Raw genomic sequence first — 15344 nt, 5'->3', positions numbered from 1 at the left:
CGCTTAATCCTTCAGATCGAAGAGGCCGAGCCGGCGAAGGAACACCTGGCCCGCAACGAGGGTGAAGACGAGCATGACGATCGCCAGCGCGGAGGCGTAGCCCATCGACAGGTACTCAATGCCGAATTTGTAGGCGAGCAGGTTGAGCGAGCGGGTCACGACGCCCGGGCCGCCGCCCGTCAGGACGAAGATGATGTCGAAGGTCTTGAAGGCATCGATCAGCCGGAACAGCAGGGCAAGCGCCAGATAGGGCTTCAGCCGCGGCAGCGTGACGATGAAGAAGGTGCGGAACGGGCCTGCGCCATCCATCTGGCTCGCCTCTTCCGGCTCCGGCGGCAGCGCCGCCATGCCGCCCATGACGATGAGCAGGATGAAGGGCGTCCATTGCCAGACGTCGACGAGGATAAGGGACAGGAGCGCTGTTTCCGGCGCGGCCGTCCAGGCGCTCGGCGGCAGGCCGACGAGGCCCAGCAGATAGTTCAGAACACCCTGCGTCGGGTTGAACATCAGGCGGAAGGTAAAAGTGGCGGCAATCGGTGTGATCGCCATCGGCAGGAGATAGATGACGCGCAGCCACGACGCCTGCTTCACCTCGTGATGCAGGAGCGCTGCGATGCCGACGCCCAGCACCGTCTCGATGCCCACGGCGACGATCGTGAAGATCGCGGTTATGCGCGCGGCCTCCCAGAAATCGCCCGACGTCAGGAGGTCGGAATAGTTCTTGAGACCGACCCAGTTGACCGTGTCCGGCGCGGTGAGCGAATAGTCGGTAAAGGAAAGATACACGCTGACGAGGAAGGGAACGAGCGTCAGCGTCAGCATCAGGATCGTCGCCGGTGCAAGCATCAAGAGGATGAAGTTGCGCTCGGCGCGTTGAATTGTGGTCTGGCGGAGGGGCACGGGCTTGTCTTTCTGATCGGGTGCCCCCCGAACGAAACGCTCGGGGGGCTGGATAATCCGCGTCAGCCCTGAAGGGCGGCGTTGACCTTGACCGTCGCGGCGGAAAGCGCGGCCCGCGCATCTGCCTGGCCGGTGACGACCTGGTTGATCGCCACGGCGAAGGGATCGAGGATCTCGCTGGACTTGCGGTGGAACCAGGCTGCCTTGAAGATCTTCGCGTCGCCCGAGTTCAGGTTGAGAAGGGCTGCGGATGCCGCCTCGGCGCCGAACCGCGCCTGGAAGGCCTCGCTCTTCCAGGCGGAATTGCGCACCGTGGCGAGCCCGCCGGCCGAGCTGAGCAGGCAGCCGGGCTTCGAATTGAGGAAGCTCAGCAGCAGGAAGGCCGCCTTCTTCTTCTTCGAATAGGCGTTGATACCCGCCTGCCAGGCCCAGATGTTCGGCTTGATCGGATTGGCGCCGGCGCTCGGCATGGCGGCATAGACGGCATCGGCCGCAACCAGGCTCTTTTCCGGATTGGAGATATCGGTCGCGAAGTTGGAGCTGTCACAGCCGAGAGCAGCCGCACCGCTGGAGAAGTCGTTGAGTGCTTCGTACCAATGGTAGTTGCCAACGCCGATCGGCCCGGCTTCACGCAGCAGGCGGCCGTACATCTCGACGCCGGCCACAACCGCATCGCTGTCGAGCACGCAGCGTCCGTCCGCGTCGATGATTTCGCCGCCATAGGAGAAGACGAAACCGCCGCAGGTCCATGGGCCGGCGGAGCTGTCGGACTTGGCGCGCATGGCGATGCCCGCGACCATATCCGACTTCAGCTTCAGCGATGCCGCCAGCAATTCGTCCATGGTGGTGGGAACAGCAAGGCCGGCTTCGCCGAGCATCGCCTTGTTGGCAAACAGCGTCTGTGCTTCAGCGGTGATCGACATCGAATAGTTCTGCCCGTCCGCTTGGGTCGGGAACTCCCGCGCCATCGCGAAGACGTCGTCCTGATCGTACCAGGCCGCATCGAAGAACGACTTGTCGGCATAGTAATCATCGAGCGGCTCCGCCCAGCCCGCCGAAACGAACTGACCGAGGGCATGGATCATCATCACGTCCGGCTCAGCCGACTTGGCGCCGAGCTTGATCGGCATCTGGGACGTGTATTCCGTCTCCGACTGGGTGTTCAGCCGGACCGTGATACCGGTCAGTTCCGTGAAGATCGGCAGGAGCGGCTCGATCGCCGCCGTCCAGGGATGCGTCATGGCCTCGATCGTCAGGCTCTCGCCCTTGAACGCCATCCAGTCGATATCGGCCGCGGCAAAGCCCGCGCGCGCTTCCTCTGCCGTCTGGGCAAAACCCAGCTTCGGCGCGATTGCCAGCCCGAATGCCGTCGCAGCCGCGCCGGTCATCAGTTGCCGCCGGCTCAGGCGAATTTCTCTGCTCATGCTCTCCTCCTCTTGGGATCAAATTTCGCGGAAACATATCGATACTACCATTCGTGTCAAGTGTAGTACTATTCGATTTTCTGTGGGATCATTTGCACTCCAAAGCTGTTTCGGCTATTCCAGCGAGGATCACATGGAAGATGGAGACAGGGCTTGAGGCGGGAGCAGGACGCGGTGGATACGCAGGAGACGGCATCGACCAGCATCCATGAGACGATCGTTACGACCATGGGAAAGCGCATCGTCTCCGGCTACTACACGCCGGGCGCGCCGATCGGCAGCGAGACGGATATCGGGCAGACGTTCAACGCCTCGCGGACCGCGACGCGCGAAGCGTTGAAGATCCTCGGTTCAAAGGGCCTGATCGAAGGCAAGCCGAAGATCGGCATCGTCGTCAGGCCCAACGAACGCTGGAACATGATGGATTCCCTGGTGCTCGACTGGGCGTTGCAGGACCCGCGTCAGGCCGAGAAGGCCATTTCCGACCTCTATGCACTGCGCCTTGCTATCGAACCCAAGGCGGCGCGCATGGCGGCGCGCAATTTCAGCCAGGCCGACGAGGCCGCCGTGCGGCGGGCGCTGCGCGGCATGGCGACCTATCTCGACGAGAACGACCGGGTCGATCAGGACGTTGCCTTCCACATCGCGATCCTTGCCGCGTCGGGAAACCGCCTCTTCTATTCGCTTGGTGAACTGATATCCGTCGGCCTGCGCCATCTCTTCCGCGCTGGCCTGCGCGCCACCAGCGAAGAGGACGATCGCTGGATCACGCGCCACAAGCGGGTGGCGGACGCGGTGTTCAGCGGCGACGAGGCCTCCGCAGAAACGGAAATGGTCGCACTGCTTTCCGAAGCCCAGGAAACGCACCAGGTCGAGGCGAACTGATCAGCTCAGAAGCGCCCCGTCAGGACTCGGGGATGTTTTCCCGGAAAATCACCTGCAGGCGCGGCGGGTGATATTCACCCTGCTGGCCGCGAACCGCACGGCTGAGCATCGAGAGCGCCTCGCGGGCCTCGACCCGCGGGTTCTGGTCGATCACCGCGTCGAGCGTTCCGTTGAGCAACAGGCGCTTGTTGTGCTCGGTCAATTCGTGGCCGATGAAGATGATGTCGCGCGCGCGGCCCGATTCGATCAACGCCTCGCCAATACCGGAATTGCCAGCACCGATATTGTAGATGCCGGACAGATCTGGATGACGCTTCAGCAGTGCATGCGCCTCATCGAATGCCCGCGCGCGGTCGTCGCGGATTTCGCGCAACTCCACGACCTCCAGCTCGGGAAACTCCTCGGCGATGATGTGCCGGAACCCCATCTCGCGCTCTTCATGACCGCGATACGACAGCGAGCCGGCAAAGAGCGCGATCTTGCGCCTGCCGCCCCGCCCCAGGAAACGCCCCAGCAGGTAGCCACCGAGGCGTCCGGCCGCCCGATTGTCGATGCCGACGTAGCCGGCGCGCGGCACGTGCAGGATGTCGGAGACGAGCGTGACGATCGGAACGCCGCAGGCGGCGAGCGAACGCATCGCCTCGCGCACGGTCGGGTGATCGAGGGCGATGACTCCCACGCCCATGCTGCGTCCCTGTAGATCGTTGAGCATGCCCGCCAATGTGTCCGGGTTGAAGCCTTCCACCGAATGAATGCGCACGTCGAGATCCTGCCGGGAGGCGGCCTGCGTCTCGATTTGCTGCAGGAGATTGGCGATGAAGGTGTTGGTGCCGGCAGGCAGGACGAAATCGAGCTGGATGCGCCCCTCTTCCGGGATCGCGTCGGCGCCTTCACCCAGATAGCCGAGACGGCGCGCCGCATCGAGCACGATATCACGCGTCCTCTCCTTCACGCCGATGCGGTTGTTGAGCACCCGGTCCACCGTCGCGCTCGATACGCCAGCCTCGCGGGCGATGTCCGCCAAAGTCGATCGCAAAACGAAACTTCCCCTTGGAATGATTGATTTTGATGTAATTACATTTCACCGAGATGCAAGCAAAAAAGCGGCGACGCCCTCTTTTCACGCCAATTCACAGCCTGATCTTGAACTGAAAAATTGTCGCCACCCGCGAAAAATCAACAAGTTGACGCATATTGCCAACATCGATCAATCATTCCGAAGCCATATTGTGATTGGTAATGATGTGAATTGATGTTGACTTTGATGTGCCTCGCGGACACTATCCGGCCAACTCGCCGGCTGTGGAGCGCCAGGAGAGGCAGCCGCGACCGCTTTCCGGCGCAGAAATCTTCTACGAGAGAACCGGCTGAAAGCGGGCGGAACGGACGAAACGGGAGGAATTGATGGGAAACGGCAGTTTTACACCTGACCCGGCGGTCCGGGTAAAGGACTACAGGATCGGCTGCATCGGCGCCGGCATGATCATGGCCGAATGCCATCTGGCTGCCTACAGCGAGGCCGGCTTCCCGGTTGTAGCCATCGCCTCGCGCACCGAGGAAAAAGCCCGCGCCGTCGCGGAGCGCTGGGGCATCGCGACCGTCCATGCGAGCCCAGCCGCCCTCATCGCCGACCCGCAGGTCGACATTCTCGACATCGCCTTCCCGCCGGACCAGCAGCCGGCATTGATCCGCGAGGCGCTGCGGCAGCCGCATATCAAGGCGATCCTGGCGCAAAAGCCGCTGGCTCTGACGCTCGAAGAGGCGAAGGCGCTGCGCGACGAGGCGGCGGCAGCCGGCAAGATCCTCTCGGTCAACCAGAACATGCGCTACGACCAGTCGATGCGGGTGCTGAAGCAGATCCTCGACCGCGGCGAACTGGGCGATGCCGTGATGGCGACCATCGAGATGCGCGCCATTCCCCACTGGCAGGCCTTCCTTGAGGATTATGACCGCCTGACGCTCTCCAACATGAGCGTCCATCATCTCGACGTGCTGCGCTTCCTGTTCGGGGAGCCGGAGGCCATCACCACGGTAACGCGTACCGATCCGCGCACCACGTTCGACCACAAGGACGGCATCACGGTTTCGACATTGACCTTCCCGGGCGGCCTTTTGGCCGTGTCGATGGAGGATGTCTGGTCCGGCCCGCGCGAAGAGGGCTTCGATAGCGACATCTACATCAAGTGGCGCGTCGAAGGCATCGATGGCGTTGCGCAGGGCACGATCGGCTGGCCGGACGGCTCGCCCTCAACGCTCCGCTACGCCTCCAGAAAGACCACCGGGGGCAAATGGGTCTCGCCTGAGTGGGAAACCATGTGGTTCCCCCACGCCTTCATCGGCGTCATGGAGCAGCTGCAATATGCGGTGAAATCCGGGGAGCCGCCGGCTCTTTCGGTCGCCGACAATGTCAAGACCGTCGCGCTGGTGGAAGCGGGTTACCGCTCCATCGCGGAGGGGCGCACGGTCAAGCTTTCAGAAATCGCAATTCACTGAATTCAAAGGGAGGATTTTCATCATGATGCAGACAGGAATTTTCTCGGGCTACTTCCCCTACGGCCTCGAAGAGACCGCACAAAAAATCCGGGCGCTCGATTTCAACACCGTGCAGCTCGACATGCATTTCAAGGATGTCGACCTGTCGGCCGGCCAGATCAGCAAGGAAAAATGCGTCCGCATCCGCGAGACCTTCCGCGATCACAATCTGCCGATTTCGTGCATTTCCGGCTACACGAACATCATCCACCCGGACAAGGCCGAACGCGAGCGCCGCGTCGGCTACCTGAAGGAAATCATCCGCCACGCGCAGTATCTCGGCACGCCCTATGTGATCTCCGAGACCGGCACCTACAACACCGAATCGGACTGGGTGCACCACCCGAAGAACAAGACCGAGGAAGGGTTCGAGGAGTGCCGCAAGGTCATCGCCGACCTCGCCCAGCATGCCTATGACCATGGCGCGGTCTTCCTGCTGGAAACCTATGTGAACAATGTCGTCGGCTCGGTCGAGGAGACCGTGAAGATGTTCGCCCAGGTCGACCACCCCGGCCTCGGACTGCTGATGGATCCGACCAACTATTTCGAAGCCCATAACATCGACCGCATGGACGAAATCTTGAACCAGGTCTTCGACACGCTGTCGGACAAGATCAGGATCGCCCACGCCAAGGACGTGAAGCGCTCCGGTGACGACAAGACAGAGAAGCACGCCGACATCGGCGATGCCGAAGCGCTGGAAAGCCACACGTTCCGCGGCGTCGGGGAGATCGAACTGCCGGCCCCCGGCCTCGGCTCGCTGAACTACGATCTCTATCTCAAGCGCCTCGCCAGGAAGCACCCCAACATCCCGATGATCATCGAGCATCTCGATGAGAGCGACGTGCCGCGCGCCAAGAAGTTCCTCGACGGCAAGCTGCGCGCGCTGGGTATCTGATCACCGAACCGGATGGCCGGGCATCGCCCGGCCGCCGACTGCATGAAAGCCCGCGCCAAGCCGGGCACATCACAGGAAGAAGAATATGGTAGACCTCTATGGAAAAGCCATGTCGCGCCGCGACATCGCCGCCAGCGCCGGATCCTTTGCGCAATTTGCCGGCGTGCGCCTGATGACGCTCGGTGACGGCGTCGAGCGCGGCATCCGCATGCTGCAGTTCCGCAGCGGCACCGGCCTGCGCTTCACCGTCCTGATCGACCGCGCCTTCGACATCGCCGATTGCGACTATCGCGGCATGGCGATCGGCTGGAATTCCCCGGCGGGCTTCAAGCATCCGGGCCTTGCCGAATACGAGGGCGAAGGCGGGCTTGCCTGGCTGCGGTCCTTCTCCGGCCTCATGGTGACCTGCGGTCTCGACCATATCCTCTTCATGAACGACGAGCCGGGCGACACCTATGTCTATGGCCCGCGCAAGACCATCAGCCATTCCCTGCACGGCCGCATCGGCACGATCCCCGGCAAGCTCACCGGCTACGGCGAGGAATGGCAGGGCGACGACTGTATCCTGTGGTGCGAGGGCGTCGTGACCCAGGGCACCGTGTTCGGCGAGCATCTCGAGCTTGTCCGCCGCATCGAGATCAAGGCCGGCACCAACGAGATCAGACTGGCGGACCGCGTGATCAATCGCGGCTTCTACAAGACGCCGCACATGTATTGCTACCACATCAATGTCGGCCATCCGGTGCTGGCGGAAAATTCCCGCTATCTCGCGCCGCTGAAGGACGTGGTCTGGGCCGCCCATGCCGGCGACGACTATCGCAAGCAGGGTGTCGGCTATCGCACCATGCCTGCGCCGCAGATGAATTTCCACGAACAGGTCTGGCAGCACGAACTGGTCGCGGACAACGATGGCGAAGTGCCCGTGGCGCTCGTCAACGATGCGCTCGGCATCGGCTTCGAAGTCACCACGCGCAAGGACCAGTTCCCCTGCATGTACGAATGGCAAAACCTCCAGGCCGGACAATATGCCGTCGGCATCGAGCCTTCGACCAACCATGTGCTCGGCCACACGGCAGCGCGCGAGCGCGGCGAACTCATCTGGCTCGAGCATGGCGACGAACGTCGCTACGACACGACCTTCCGCATCCTGACGGACGCCCGGGCGATTGCGGCAAGCGAAGGACGCATTCGCGCCCTGTCAGGCCAGCCGGACGAGGAATTCCCGCAGCCATCCGGCAATCACGTGGCGATCAAGGGTCGATAACGAACATGCAGCATGCGCCAACCAACGCGGCAACCCCGGCAACATCCATCGCTGGCAAGGTCATTCTCTATACCGGTGCGGCCGGTGGACTGGGTACGCAGACGACGCTGAGCTTCCTGCGCGCCGGCGCCAGGGTCGTCGCCATCGACAACAACCCTGAGAAGATCGAGGCGCTGACGGCCGCGGCCGCACGCGAAAATCTCGCCGGCCTCACCGTGCGCTCGCTCGACCTCTCGGACCTTGGAGCGCTGCGCGCGGAACTCGAGCGGGTGGCCGCGGATGTCGGCGGCTTCGATATCGTGATCAACAATGCCGCGATCTATCCCTCCAAGCCGTTCGAGGACTATTCGATCGAGGAATTCCAGGCGGTGCAGCGGGTGAATGTCGATGCCGGCATCGTCTGCGTGCAGGTGGCGCTGCCGCATATGCGCCGCAACGACTGGGGCCGCATCGTCAACATCGCCAGCGTAACCCTGAGCGGCGGCTGGGCGCAGCTCGCCCCCTATGTCCAATCGAAAGGCGCACTCGTCGGCCTCACGCGCGCATGGGCACGCGAGTTCGGCGCCTATGGTGTGACGGTCAATGCGATCTCGCCAGGCGCCTTCCCGACGGATGCGGAAAAGATCCACCCGGACCCCGAAGGCTATACCCGCTTCGTGCTCGACCACCAGGCCGTCAAGCGCCGGGGCAGCCCCGACGATATCGCCAATGCACTGACATTCCTGATCTCCGATGCCGCAGGCTTCATCACCGGCCAGACGCTCAACGTCGATGGCGGCTGGGTCATGCATTGACCCTCAACACTACAAGGATCTGAAAGAAATGAGTATTCTCAGCGGCGTCCGCGTCCTCGACTGCTCCATCGCCATGGCTGGTCCCTTCGCCGCGCAGCGGCTGGGCGACCTTGGCGCTGACGTGATCAAGGTGGAACCCGTGACAGGGGAATGGCAGCGACACGTCTCCGCCGGCGGCGCCAGCGGCAACAAGGTGAACGTCTCCTTCCTCTCGCTCAACCGCAACAAGCGCTCGCTCGCCGTCGACCTGAAATCGGCTGACGGCAAGCAGGTGCTGCTCGATCTCGTCAAGACGGCAGACGTCTTCCTGCAGAACTATCGTCCCGGCGTCGCAAAACGGCTCGGCGTCGACTACGAGACGCTGTCGAAGATCAATCCGCGCATCATCTATGTCTCCATGTCCGGCTACGGCGAGGACGGGCCCTATCTCGACCGCCCCGGCCAGGACCTGGTCCTGCAGGGCATGTCCGGCGCGATGCTGTCGACCGGCCGGGAGGGCGAGCCCCCCACCGCCGCAGGCCAGTATCTCGTCGATGCCGTTACCGCCTATACCGCATTCGAGGGCGCACTCGCTGCATTGTTCCACCGCGAGCGCACCGGCGAAGGCCAGCTGGTCCAGGTCAACATGCTGGATGCGATCACCACGATCCAGATGCAGGAACTCTCCGTCTTCACCGTCGGCAACAAGCCGCAGGTGCGCTCGGCCGAGCCCCATGCCCACGTCTATATCCGCGCGCCTTACGGCGCCTTTGCCACCAGCGACGGCTATATCATCGTCGCCTTCCCCAAGCTCAGAACGCTGGGCGAGGTCATCGGCGAGGAGAGCTTCCTCAGCATGGACGACGAAGTGGACACCTGGACGCAGCGCGACGACATCTTCGCCAGGACCCGCGAGAAGTTGAAGACCCGAACCTCGGCCGAGTGGCTGGAACGGATGCGCGCGGCCGATATCTGGTGCGGCCCGGTCTATGGCTATGCCGATCTGGTCGAGGATGCGCAGATCAAGCACAACGGCACATTCGTCGAATATGATCATCCGACCGAAGGTCCCGTGAAGACCCCGGGCTTCCCGATCAAGTTCTCGAAGACACCGTCCACCATCGAGCGCGGCGCTCCGCTGGTCGGCGAGCATACGCGCGAGGTTCTGAAAGACATCGGCTATGACGACGCCCGTATCGCAGCCCTTGAACAGGCAGGCGCCGTCGCCGCCGGAGAGAGTTGAGCATGCAACGCCTCAAAGCGCTGACATGGGACCATCCGCGCGGCTTTGACGCCCTTGCCGCCGCCGCGCGGCGACCCGAGCTTGCCGAGAGCGGCCTTGCCATCGATTGGGACAAGCAGCCGCTGGAAGGCTTCGAGTCCCATCCCATCGCCGATCTCTGCGCCCGCTACGATCTGGTTGTGCTCGACCATCCGCATGTCGGCGAGGCGCTGGAGGGCGGCTGCCTGCAACCGCTCGAAGACGTGTTCGACGCAGCAACGATCGAGCGGCTGCGCAGCGAAAGCATCGGCCCGTCGCTGGGCAGCTATAACTTCGCGGGCCTGCACTGGGCGCTGCCGCTGGACGCCGCGACGCAGGTCATGGCCTTGCGGGCGGATCTCCTTCAGGCCCCCGCCCCCGTTCTGTGGAGCGAGGTTCAGGCGCTTTCCGAGAAGACCGGCAAGGTGGCGCTGTCGCTGGCAGGCCCACATGCCGCGCTATCCTTCCTGTCGATCGCCGCCGCTTTCGGCGAACCGCCCGCCATGCAGGACCCGGACCTTCTGGTCTCGCGCGAGACCGGCATGGCCGTCTACGAGCTGATGGCGGAGCTTGCCGCGCGCAGCCCGCTTTCCGTTCGCGACCGCAACCCCATCGGCATTCTCGGCCATATGGCAGAGCATGACGATGTGATGCTCTGCCCGCTGGTCTATGGCTATGTGAACTATGCCGCCCCCGAAAGCGGCAAGTCGATCGCCTTTCACAATGCGCCGCGCCGCGCGCCCGGCGGACGGCCCGGCTCCACGCTCGGCGGCACGGGCATCGGCATTTCCCGCCGCTGCGAGGTAACGCAGGCACTGAGGGAGCACCTGCTCTGGCTGATGAGCGCCGATGCGCAGATTGGTTTCATTCCCGGTCATGCGGGCCAGCCGTCCCGGCGCGAAGCCTGGCACGACGCCGGGGTCAACGCCCGCTGGGGCGCATTTTACGAAAACACCGCCGATACGCTGGAACAGGCCTATATACGCCCGCGCCATAACGGCTACATCGCCTTCCAGGGCAAGGCATCCGCCTTGTTGCGCGAGGCCTTCCTGGAGAAGGCCGGTGCGGCCGGCGTGATCGACAGACTTCAAACGCTTTATGCAAGCCATCGCAGCGTCAAGAGCGGCGAAAGGTAGGAACAAGATGACGGAAGATATTCTTTTTGCTGTGGATGGGGCGATCGCCACCATCACGCTCAACCGGCCGCAGAAGCTCAATGCGGTGACGCCCGACATGGCCGACGCCATTGTCGCTGCCGTAAGGGAATGCAACGACAGCGACACCATCCGCTGCGTGATCCTGACGGGCGCTGGCGAGCGCGCCTTCTGCGCCGGTTCCGACATCAAGGAACTCGACACCTACGAAACGCCCTGGCAGTTCCGCAACCGGCCGGACTATTGCGATGCGTTCCGCGCACTGCTGAAGCCGACGATCTGCGCCGTCAATGGCTACGCCTTCGGCGGCGGGCTGGAAACGGCCATGTCCTGCGATATCCGCATCGCGTCCGACAATGCCCAGTTCGCCGCACCCGAGATCAAGCTCGGCTGGATCGGCGGCGGCGGCATGGCGGCTCACCTGATGCACTCCGTCGGCGCATCGAACGCCGCGCTGATGCTGCTTACCGGCGATGCCATCCCGGCGGAACGGGCGCTGGCCTGGGGCCTCGTCAGCGAGGTCGTACCGCAGACCGAATTGATGGCGCGCGCCCGCGCCATTGCCGAGGTCATCGCTTCGCGCGCACCAATCGCCGCCGAAACGGCCAAGGCCAACCTGAAGGCCGCCGTCTCGATGCCGCTCGACAAGGCCATCGAATACGAACGCGACCTGCAGACGATCTGCTTTGCCACGGCGGACGCGGCCGAAGGCCGTGCGGCCTTCAAGGAAAAGCGCGCTCCAATCTTCAAGCGCCGGTGAAACACATGGAATCAAGCCTCTCCTTCATCCGCGGATTGGGTCGGCACCGCGAAGCTTCGGTTTTCGCGATGCTGGCGGCTGTCGCGATCTACCTCTCCTTTGCCAGCGACTACTTCCTGGAACCGCGCAACCTTCTCAATGTCGGGCGGCAGGCCTCCGTCGTCGCCATCGTGGCGCTCGGCCAGGCGCTCGTCATCATCGCCCGCGGAATCGATCTGTCGGTCGGCTCGATCATCGGGCTCTCCGCGGTGGTGGCCGCCGTGTTGCTGCGCGACACCGGCAGCGAGACCATCGGCATCGCCGGCGGCCTTGCGACCGGCCTTGCCTGTGGCGTCTTCAACGGCGTGCTCTACACCCGGTTCCGGATCAATCCGTTCATCGCCACGCTCGGCACGCTCTCGATCGCCCGCGGCATCGCCCTGCTAATGACCGGCGGCATCCCCGTGCCGTTCGGCGGCATTGCCGAATTCATCGGCGCCGGACGCATCTACAACATTCCGGTCTCGTTCCTGCTGATGATCGTGCTTGCCGTCATCGTCCACATCTTCGCCAACCGCACGGTAACGGGGCGCGAGATCTACGCGATCGGCGACAATCCCAAGGCGGCGCGGCTTGCGGGCGTGAACATCCGCTATATCCGGCTGTTCGTCTTCGCATTCTGCGGCCTGCTCGCCGGGCTCGGCGGCCTGATCCTTGCCGGCAACCTTGCCAGCGCCGATCCCAATCTCGGCATGGGCTACGAACTCGACGTGATCGCCGCCGTCATTCTCGGCGGCACCGCCCTCAGCGGCGGCCGCGGCTCGATCATCGGCGTCATCATCGGCGCGCTGCTGATGGCGCTGCTCAACAACGCATTCGTGCTTCTCGGCATCTCCGCCTACTGGCAGGTGGTGACCAAGGGCCTCGTAATCATCTTCGCCGTGGGCCTGGACGGGCTGCAACGTGGCGGCGACGACGACTGAACCAACTTTTGGAGGAAATACTGACATGCTTTTGAAAAACCTGAAGTCCATGGCATTTGCGGCCGCCGCCGCAATCGCCTTCACCGTGCCTGCCGTCGCCAGCGAGCCGCCGCAGGGCGGCACCGTCGCCGCTGTCGAGAACACCAAGGGCGCCCTCAAGATCGCGTTCCTGTCCTTCCAGAACAATCCGTTCTGGACCCCGGTGACCGATGGGGCGAAGGCCGCGAACGAATACCTCTCCAAGCACAACGCGACGGTGGATTTCGTCGATCTCGGCGATGAACTGTCGGCGGAAGCCGTCGTTGCCGGCATCGAAGGCGCCCTTGCCAAGAAGTATGACGGCATCGTCGTCGTGCCGATCTTCGACGGCACCGCACGCATCATCAACGAGGCGACGGACGAGGGCGTCCCGGTATTCACCATCGTTGCCGAGGGCGCGACGGAATCCAAGCGCCTCGCCTTCATCGGGCAGGATGCCACCTCCGCCGGCAAGCAGATCGGCGAGTTCATCGCCAAGAAGATGGAAGGCAAGGGCAAGCTGGGCGTCCTCACCGGCTACTTCGGCGCGACCCAGCACACCCAGCGCATGAACGGCGCGCTCGACCACCTGAAGGCCAACTTCCCCGACATCCAGATCGTCGGTCCGTTCGAGAACAAGGACAAGGCCGAATCCGCCTATTCGCTGGTGCAGGACATGGCGACCGCCAATCCCGATCTCGCCATGGTCTATGTGACCGCCGGCGGTCCCTTCGGCGCGGCAAAGGCCGTGAAGGACCTCGGCCTGACCGGCAAGGTCGGCGTTGTCGGCTTCGACCATACGCCTGACAACATGCAGTATCTGAAGACCGGCGAGATGGCCGGCCTGCTCGACCAGGCGCCTTACCAGCAGGCCCTCGATTCCAGCGTGATGCTCTACAACTACCTCGTCGCCGGCACCGAGCCGCCCTCGAAGGTCATTCCCGTTGTCGGCAACCTCCTGACGCCTGACGATGCAAAGTAACGTTCATCCTGTCATGGCCGGCGGCGATCCCGCCGCCGGCACCCCGCTCCTGCGGGCACGCGGCCTCGCCAAAAGCTTTGCCGGCAACAAGGTCCTGCATTCGGTCGATCTCGACCTGCGCGCGGGCGAGATCGTCGGCCTGCTCGGCGAAAACGGCGCCGGCAAGTCGACGCTGATGCATATCCTGTCCGGCGGCCTCACCGCCGATGCCGGCACGATCGACATGGACGGCAAGCCGACCCAATTTGCGACGGTTTCCGAAGGCATCGAGGCGGGCGTGAGCTTCGTGCACCAGGAACTCTCCGTCGTCGGCGCGCTGAGCGTTGCCGAAAACCTGCATCTCGGCCGCATGCCGAAGACCAGACAGGGCTTCGTCGACTTCACGCTGATGCGCGCTGCCTCGGGCGCCATTCTGGAGCGCGTCGGGGCCGGCAATATCGATCCGCGCCGGGAAGCCGGCAGCCTGCGCGCCGGCGAGCAACAGCTTGTCGAGATCGCCAAGGCGGCGGCGCGCAAGCCCCGCCTGCTCATTCTCGACGAACCGACATCCTCGCTGACACCGCACGAGGTGGAGGGGTTCTCCTCCTATGTGCGCGAGGCACGTGCGGCGGGCGCTGCAATCATCTTCATCACCCATCGCCTCGAGGAAGCCCTATCGCTTTGCGACCGGCTGGTCGTTCTGCGAAACGGCGCGATCGTCAGCGAGCGCAAGCCCTCCGAGACCAGCCGCGAGCAGTTGATCACGGATATGACCGGCAAGCCGGCGATCTACGAGCATCGCTCGCGCGACCTGACCGGCCGCACCGTTGCGCTTTCGCTGCGCAAGGTTTCCGATCGCGGGCACATCAGGAATATCAGCCTCGACGTGCGCCAGGGCGAGATCATGGGTCTCTTCGGCCTCGTCGGTGCGGGGCGGACAGAACTTCTCGAACTGATCCATGGCGCACGCCCGCTCGCCTCCGGTGAAATATCGCTGTTCGGCGCGTCGGTGAAGCATTCCGACCCAAGCGAAGCCGTGAAAAACGGGGTAGCGCTCGTGCCGGAAGGCCGCAAGACTGCCGGCATCCTGCCGCAGCACTCGGTGCGCGACAACGCCGCCATCAGCAGCCTGAGACGCTTCGGCGGACGGCTGTTCTCCGATCGCAAGGGCGACGTCACCCGCACGGAGGACTTCCGCCAGCGCCTCGGCATCCGCATGGCGCGCGATACACAGCCGATTTCGACCCTGTCCGGCGGCAACCAGCAAAAGGTGATCTTCGCCCGGGCGCTGATGGTGGACCCGCGGCTGCTGCTTCTCGACGAGCCGACCCACGGCGTCGATGTCGGGGCGAAATCCGACCTCTACGATATCGTCGCACGGGAAGCGGAAAACGGCCTGACGGTGATCATGGCTTCCTCGGAAGTGCCGGAAATCCTTGCACTTTGCGACCGGGTCGCCATCTTGTCGAAAGGGCAGCTGGCTGGCATCCTCGAACGCGAGGACATGTCCGAGGACCGGATACTCACCATGGCATTCAAGGAACACTGAACA

Annotated in this window: 14 protein-coding genes; 11 read left to right on the top strand and 3 right to left on the bottom strand. The window is 63.7% G+C overall.

Features of this window, described 5'->3' with window-relative positions; translation table 11 throughout:
- Nucleotides 1–3 precede the first annotated feature (3 nt).
- Nucleotides 4–900 (bottom strand): carbohydrate ABC transporter permease, encoded by an 897-nt coding sequence (locus WA950_RS14735; RefSeq protein WP_424552464.1) that lies wholly within the window; start codon nucleotides 898–900, stop codon nucleotides 4–6.
- A 62-nt stretch (nucleotides 901–962) separates the two neighbouring features.
- Nucleotides 963–2324: an ABC transporter substrate-binding protein gene (locus WA950_RS14730; RefSeq protein WP_424552463.1), complete on the bottom strand. Its 1362-nt coding sequence runs from the start codon at nucleotides 2322–2324 to the stop codon at nucleotides 963–965.
- 153 nt (nucleotides 2325–2477) lie between these two features.
- Here WA950_RS14730 and WA950_RS14725 point away from each other — a divergent pair, with 153 nt between their 5' ends.
- Complete coding sequence (locus WA950_RS14725; RefSeq protein WP_424552462.1) at nucleotides 2478–3209, top strand: FadR/GntR family transcriptional regulator; 732 nt, start codon at nucleotides 2478–2480, stop codon at nucleotides 3207–3209.
- Between the two features lie 19 nt (nucleotides 3210–3228).
- Here the strand turns inward: WA950_RS14725 and WA950_RS14720 are convergent, their stop codons facing one another.
- Complete coding sequence (locus WA950_RS14720) at nucleotides 3229–4245, bottom strand: LacI family DNA-binding transcriptional regulator (protein WP_424552461.1); 1017 nt, start codon at nucleotides 4243–4245, stop codon at nucleotides 3229–3231.
- A gap of 368 nt (nucleotides 4246–4613) precedes the next feature.
- Between WA950_RS14720 and WA950_RS14715 the strand changes: the two genes are divergently transcribed.
- The 10 genes from WA950_RS14715 to WA950_RS14670 all read left to right on the top strand — a co-directional run bounded on the left by WA950_RS14715 (nucleotide 4614) and on the right by WA950_RS14670 (nucleotide 15341).
- Entirely contained in the window at nucleotides 4614–5702 is a 1089-nt protein-coding gene (locus tag WA950_RS14715) for a Gfo/Idh/MocA family protein (protein ID WP_424552460.1), read from the top strand.
- A gap of 22 nt (nucleotides 5703–5724) precedes the next feature.
- The gene (locus WA950_RS14710; RefSeq protein WP_424552459.1) at nucleotides 5725–6639 is read left to right on the top strand and encodes a sugar phosphate isomerase/epimerase family protein; all 915 of its coding nucleotides are present in this window, start codon (nucleotides 5725–5727) and stop codon (nucleotides 6637–6639) included.
- 85 nt (nucleotides 6640–6724) lie between these two features.
- Nucleotides 6725–7903: an aldose 1-epimerase family protein gene (locus WA950_RS14705; protein WP_424552458.1), complete on the top strand. Its 1179-nt coding sequence runs from the start codon at nucleotides 6725–6727 to the stop codon at nucleotides 7901–7903.
- A gap of 5 nt (nucleotides 7904–7908) precedes the next feature.
- The gene (locus WA950_RS14700; RefSeq protein WP_424552457.1) at nucleotides 7909–8697 is read left to right on the top strand and encodes an SDR family NAD(P)-dependent oxidoreductase; all 789 of its coding nucleotides are present in this window, start codon (nucleotides 7909–7911) and stop codon (nucleotides 8695–8697) included.
- Between the two features lie 28 nt (nucleotides 8698–8725).
- Nucleotides 8726–9919: a CaiB/BaiF CoA transferase family protein gene (locus WA950_RS14695; protein ID WP_424552456.1), complete on the top strand. Its 1194-nt coding sequence runs from the start codon at nucleotides 8726–8728 to the stop codon at nucleotides 9917–9919.
- 2 nt (nucleotides 9920–9921) lie between these two features.
- A complete protein-coding gene (locus tag WA950_RS14690) occupies nucleotides 9922–11073 on the top strand; it encodes an extracellular solute-binding protein (RefSeq protein WP_424552455.1) in 1152 nt (383 codons plus the stop codon).
- Between the two features lie 7 nt (nucleotides 11074–11080).
- Nucleotides 11081–11851, top strand: coding sequence for an enoyl-CoA hydratase/isomerase family protein (locus WA950_RS14685; RefSeq protein ID WP_424552454.1), 771 nt, complete (start codon nucleotides 11081–11083; stop codon nucleotides 11849–11851).
- A gap of 5 nt (nucleotides 11852–11856) precedes the next feature.
- Nucleotides 11857–12813 carry an ABC transporter permease gene (locus tag WA950_RS14680; RefSeq protein WP_424552453.1) on the top strand — a complete coding sequence of 319 codons (957 nt, stop codon included), beginning with the start codon at nucleotides 11857–11859 and terminating at the stop codon, nucleotides 12811–12813.
- Nucleotides 12814–12838: 25 nt separating this feature from the next.
- Nucleotides 12839–13813 (top strand): sugar ABC transporter substrate-binding protein, encoded by a 975-nt coding sequence (locus tag WA950_RS14675; RefSeq protein WP_424552452.1) that lies wholly within the window; start codon nucleotides 12839–12841, stop codon nucleotides 13811–13813.
- Nucleotides 13803–15341, top strand: coding sequence for a sugar ABC transporter ATP-binding protein (locus tag WA950_RS14670; RefSeq protein WP_424552451.1), 1539 nt, complete (start codon nucleotides 13803–13805; stop codon nucleotides 15339–15341). Before WA950_RS14675 ends, WA950_RS14670 begins: the two co-directional genes overlap by 11 nt.
- Nucleotides 15342–15344: the final 3 nt, after the last annotated feature.

It is taken from the genome of Shinella sp., from assembly GCF_049651085.1.
GTDB lineage: Bacteria > Pseudomonadota > Alphaproteobacteria > Rhizobiales > Rhizobiaceae > Shinella.
This window is presented reverse-complemented; position numbering and strand designations above follow the sequence as displayed.

What these genes read in the sequence shown, in the direction of transcription:
- WA950_RS14690 (WP_424552455.1), top strand. Translation starts at nt 9,922, where the DNA reads ATGCAACGCCTCAAAGCGCTGACATGGGACCATCCGCGCGGCTTTGAC.
- WA950_RS14675 (WP_424552452.1), top strand. Translation starts at nt 12,839, where the DNA reads ATGCTTTTGAAAAACCTGAAGTCCATGGCATTTGCGGCCGCCGCCGCA.
- WA950_RS14670 (WP_424552451.1), top strand. Translation starts at nt 13,803, where the DNA reads ATGCAAAGTAACGTTCATCCTGTCATGGCCGGCGGCGATCCCGCCGCC.
- WA950_RS14715 (WP_424552460.1), top strand. Translation starts at nt 4,614, where the DNA reads ATGGGAAACGGCAGTTTTACACCTGACCCGGCGGTCCGGGTAAAGGAC.
- WA950_RS14700 (WP_424552457.1), top strand. Translation starts at nt 7,909, where the DNA reads ATGCAGCATGCGCCAACCAACGCGGCAACCCCGGCAACATCCATCGCT.
- WA950_RS14705 (WP_424552458.1), top strand. Translation starts at nt 6,725, where the DNA reads ATGGTAGACCTCTATGGAAAAGCCATGTCGCGCCGCGACATCGCCGCC.
- WA950_RS14695 (WP_424552456.1), top strand. Translation starts at nt 8,726, where the DNA reads ATGAGTATTCTCAGCGGCGTCCGCGTCCTCGACTGCTCCATCGCCATG.
- WA950_RS14680 (WP_424552453.1), top strand. Translation starts at nt 11,857, where the DNA reads ATGGAATCAAGCCTCTCCTTCATCCGCGGATTGGGTCGGCACCGCGAA.
- WA950_RS14685 (WP_424552454.1), top strand. Translation starts at nt 11,081, where the DNA reads ATGACGGAAGATATTCTTTTTGCTGTGGATGGGGCGATCGCCACCATC.
- WA950_RS14710 (WP_424552459.1), top strand. Translation starts at nt 5,725, where the DNA reads ATGATGCAGACAGGAATTTTCTCGGGCTACTTCCCCTACGGCCTCGAA.
- WA950_RS14730 (WP_424552463.1), bottom strand. Translation starts at nt 2,324, where the DNA reads ATGAGCAGAGAAATTCGCCTGAGCCGGCGGCAACTGATGACCGGCGCG.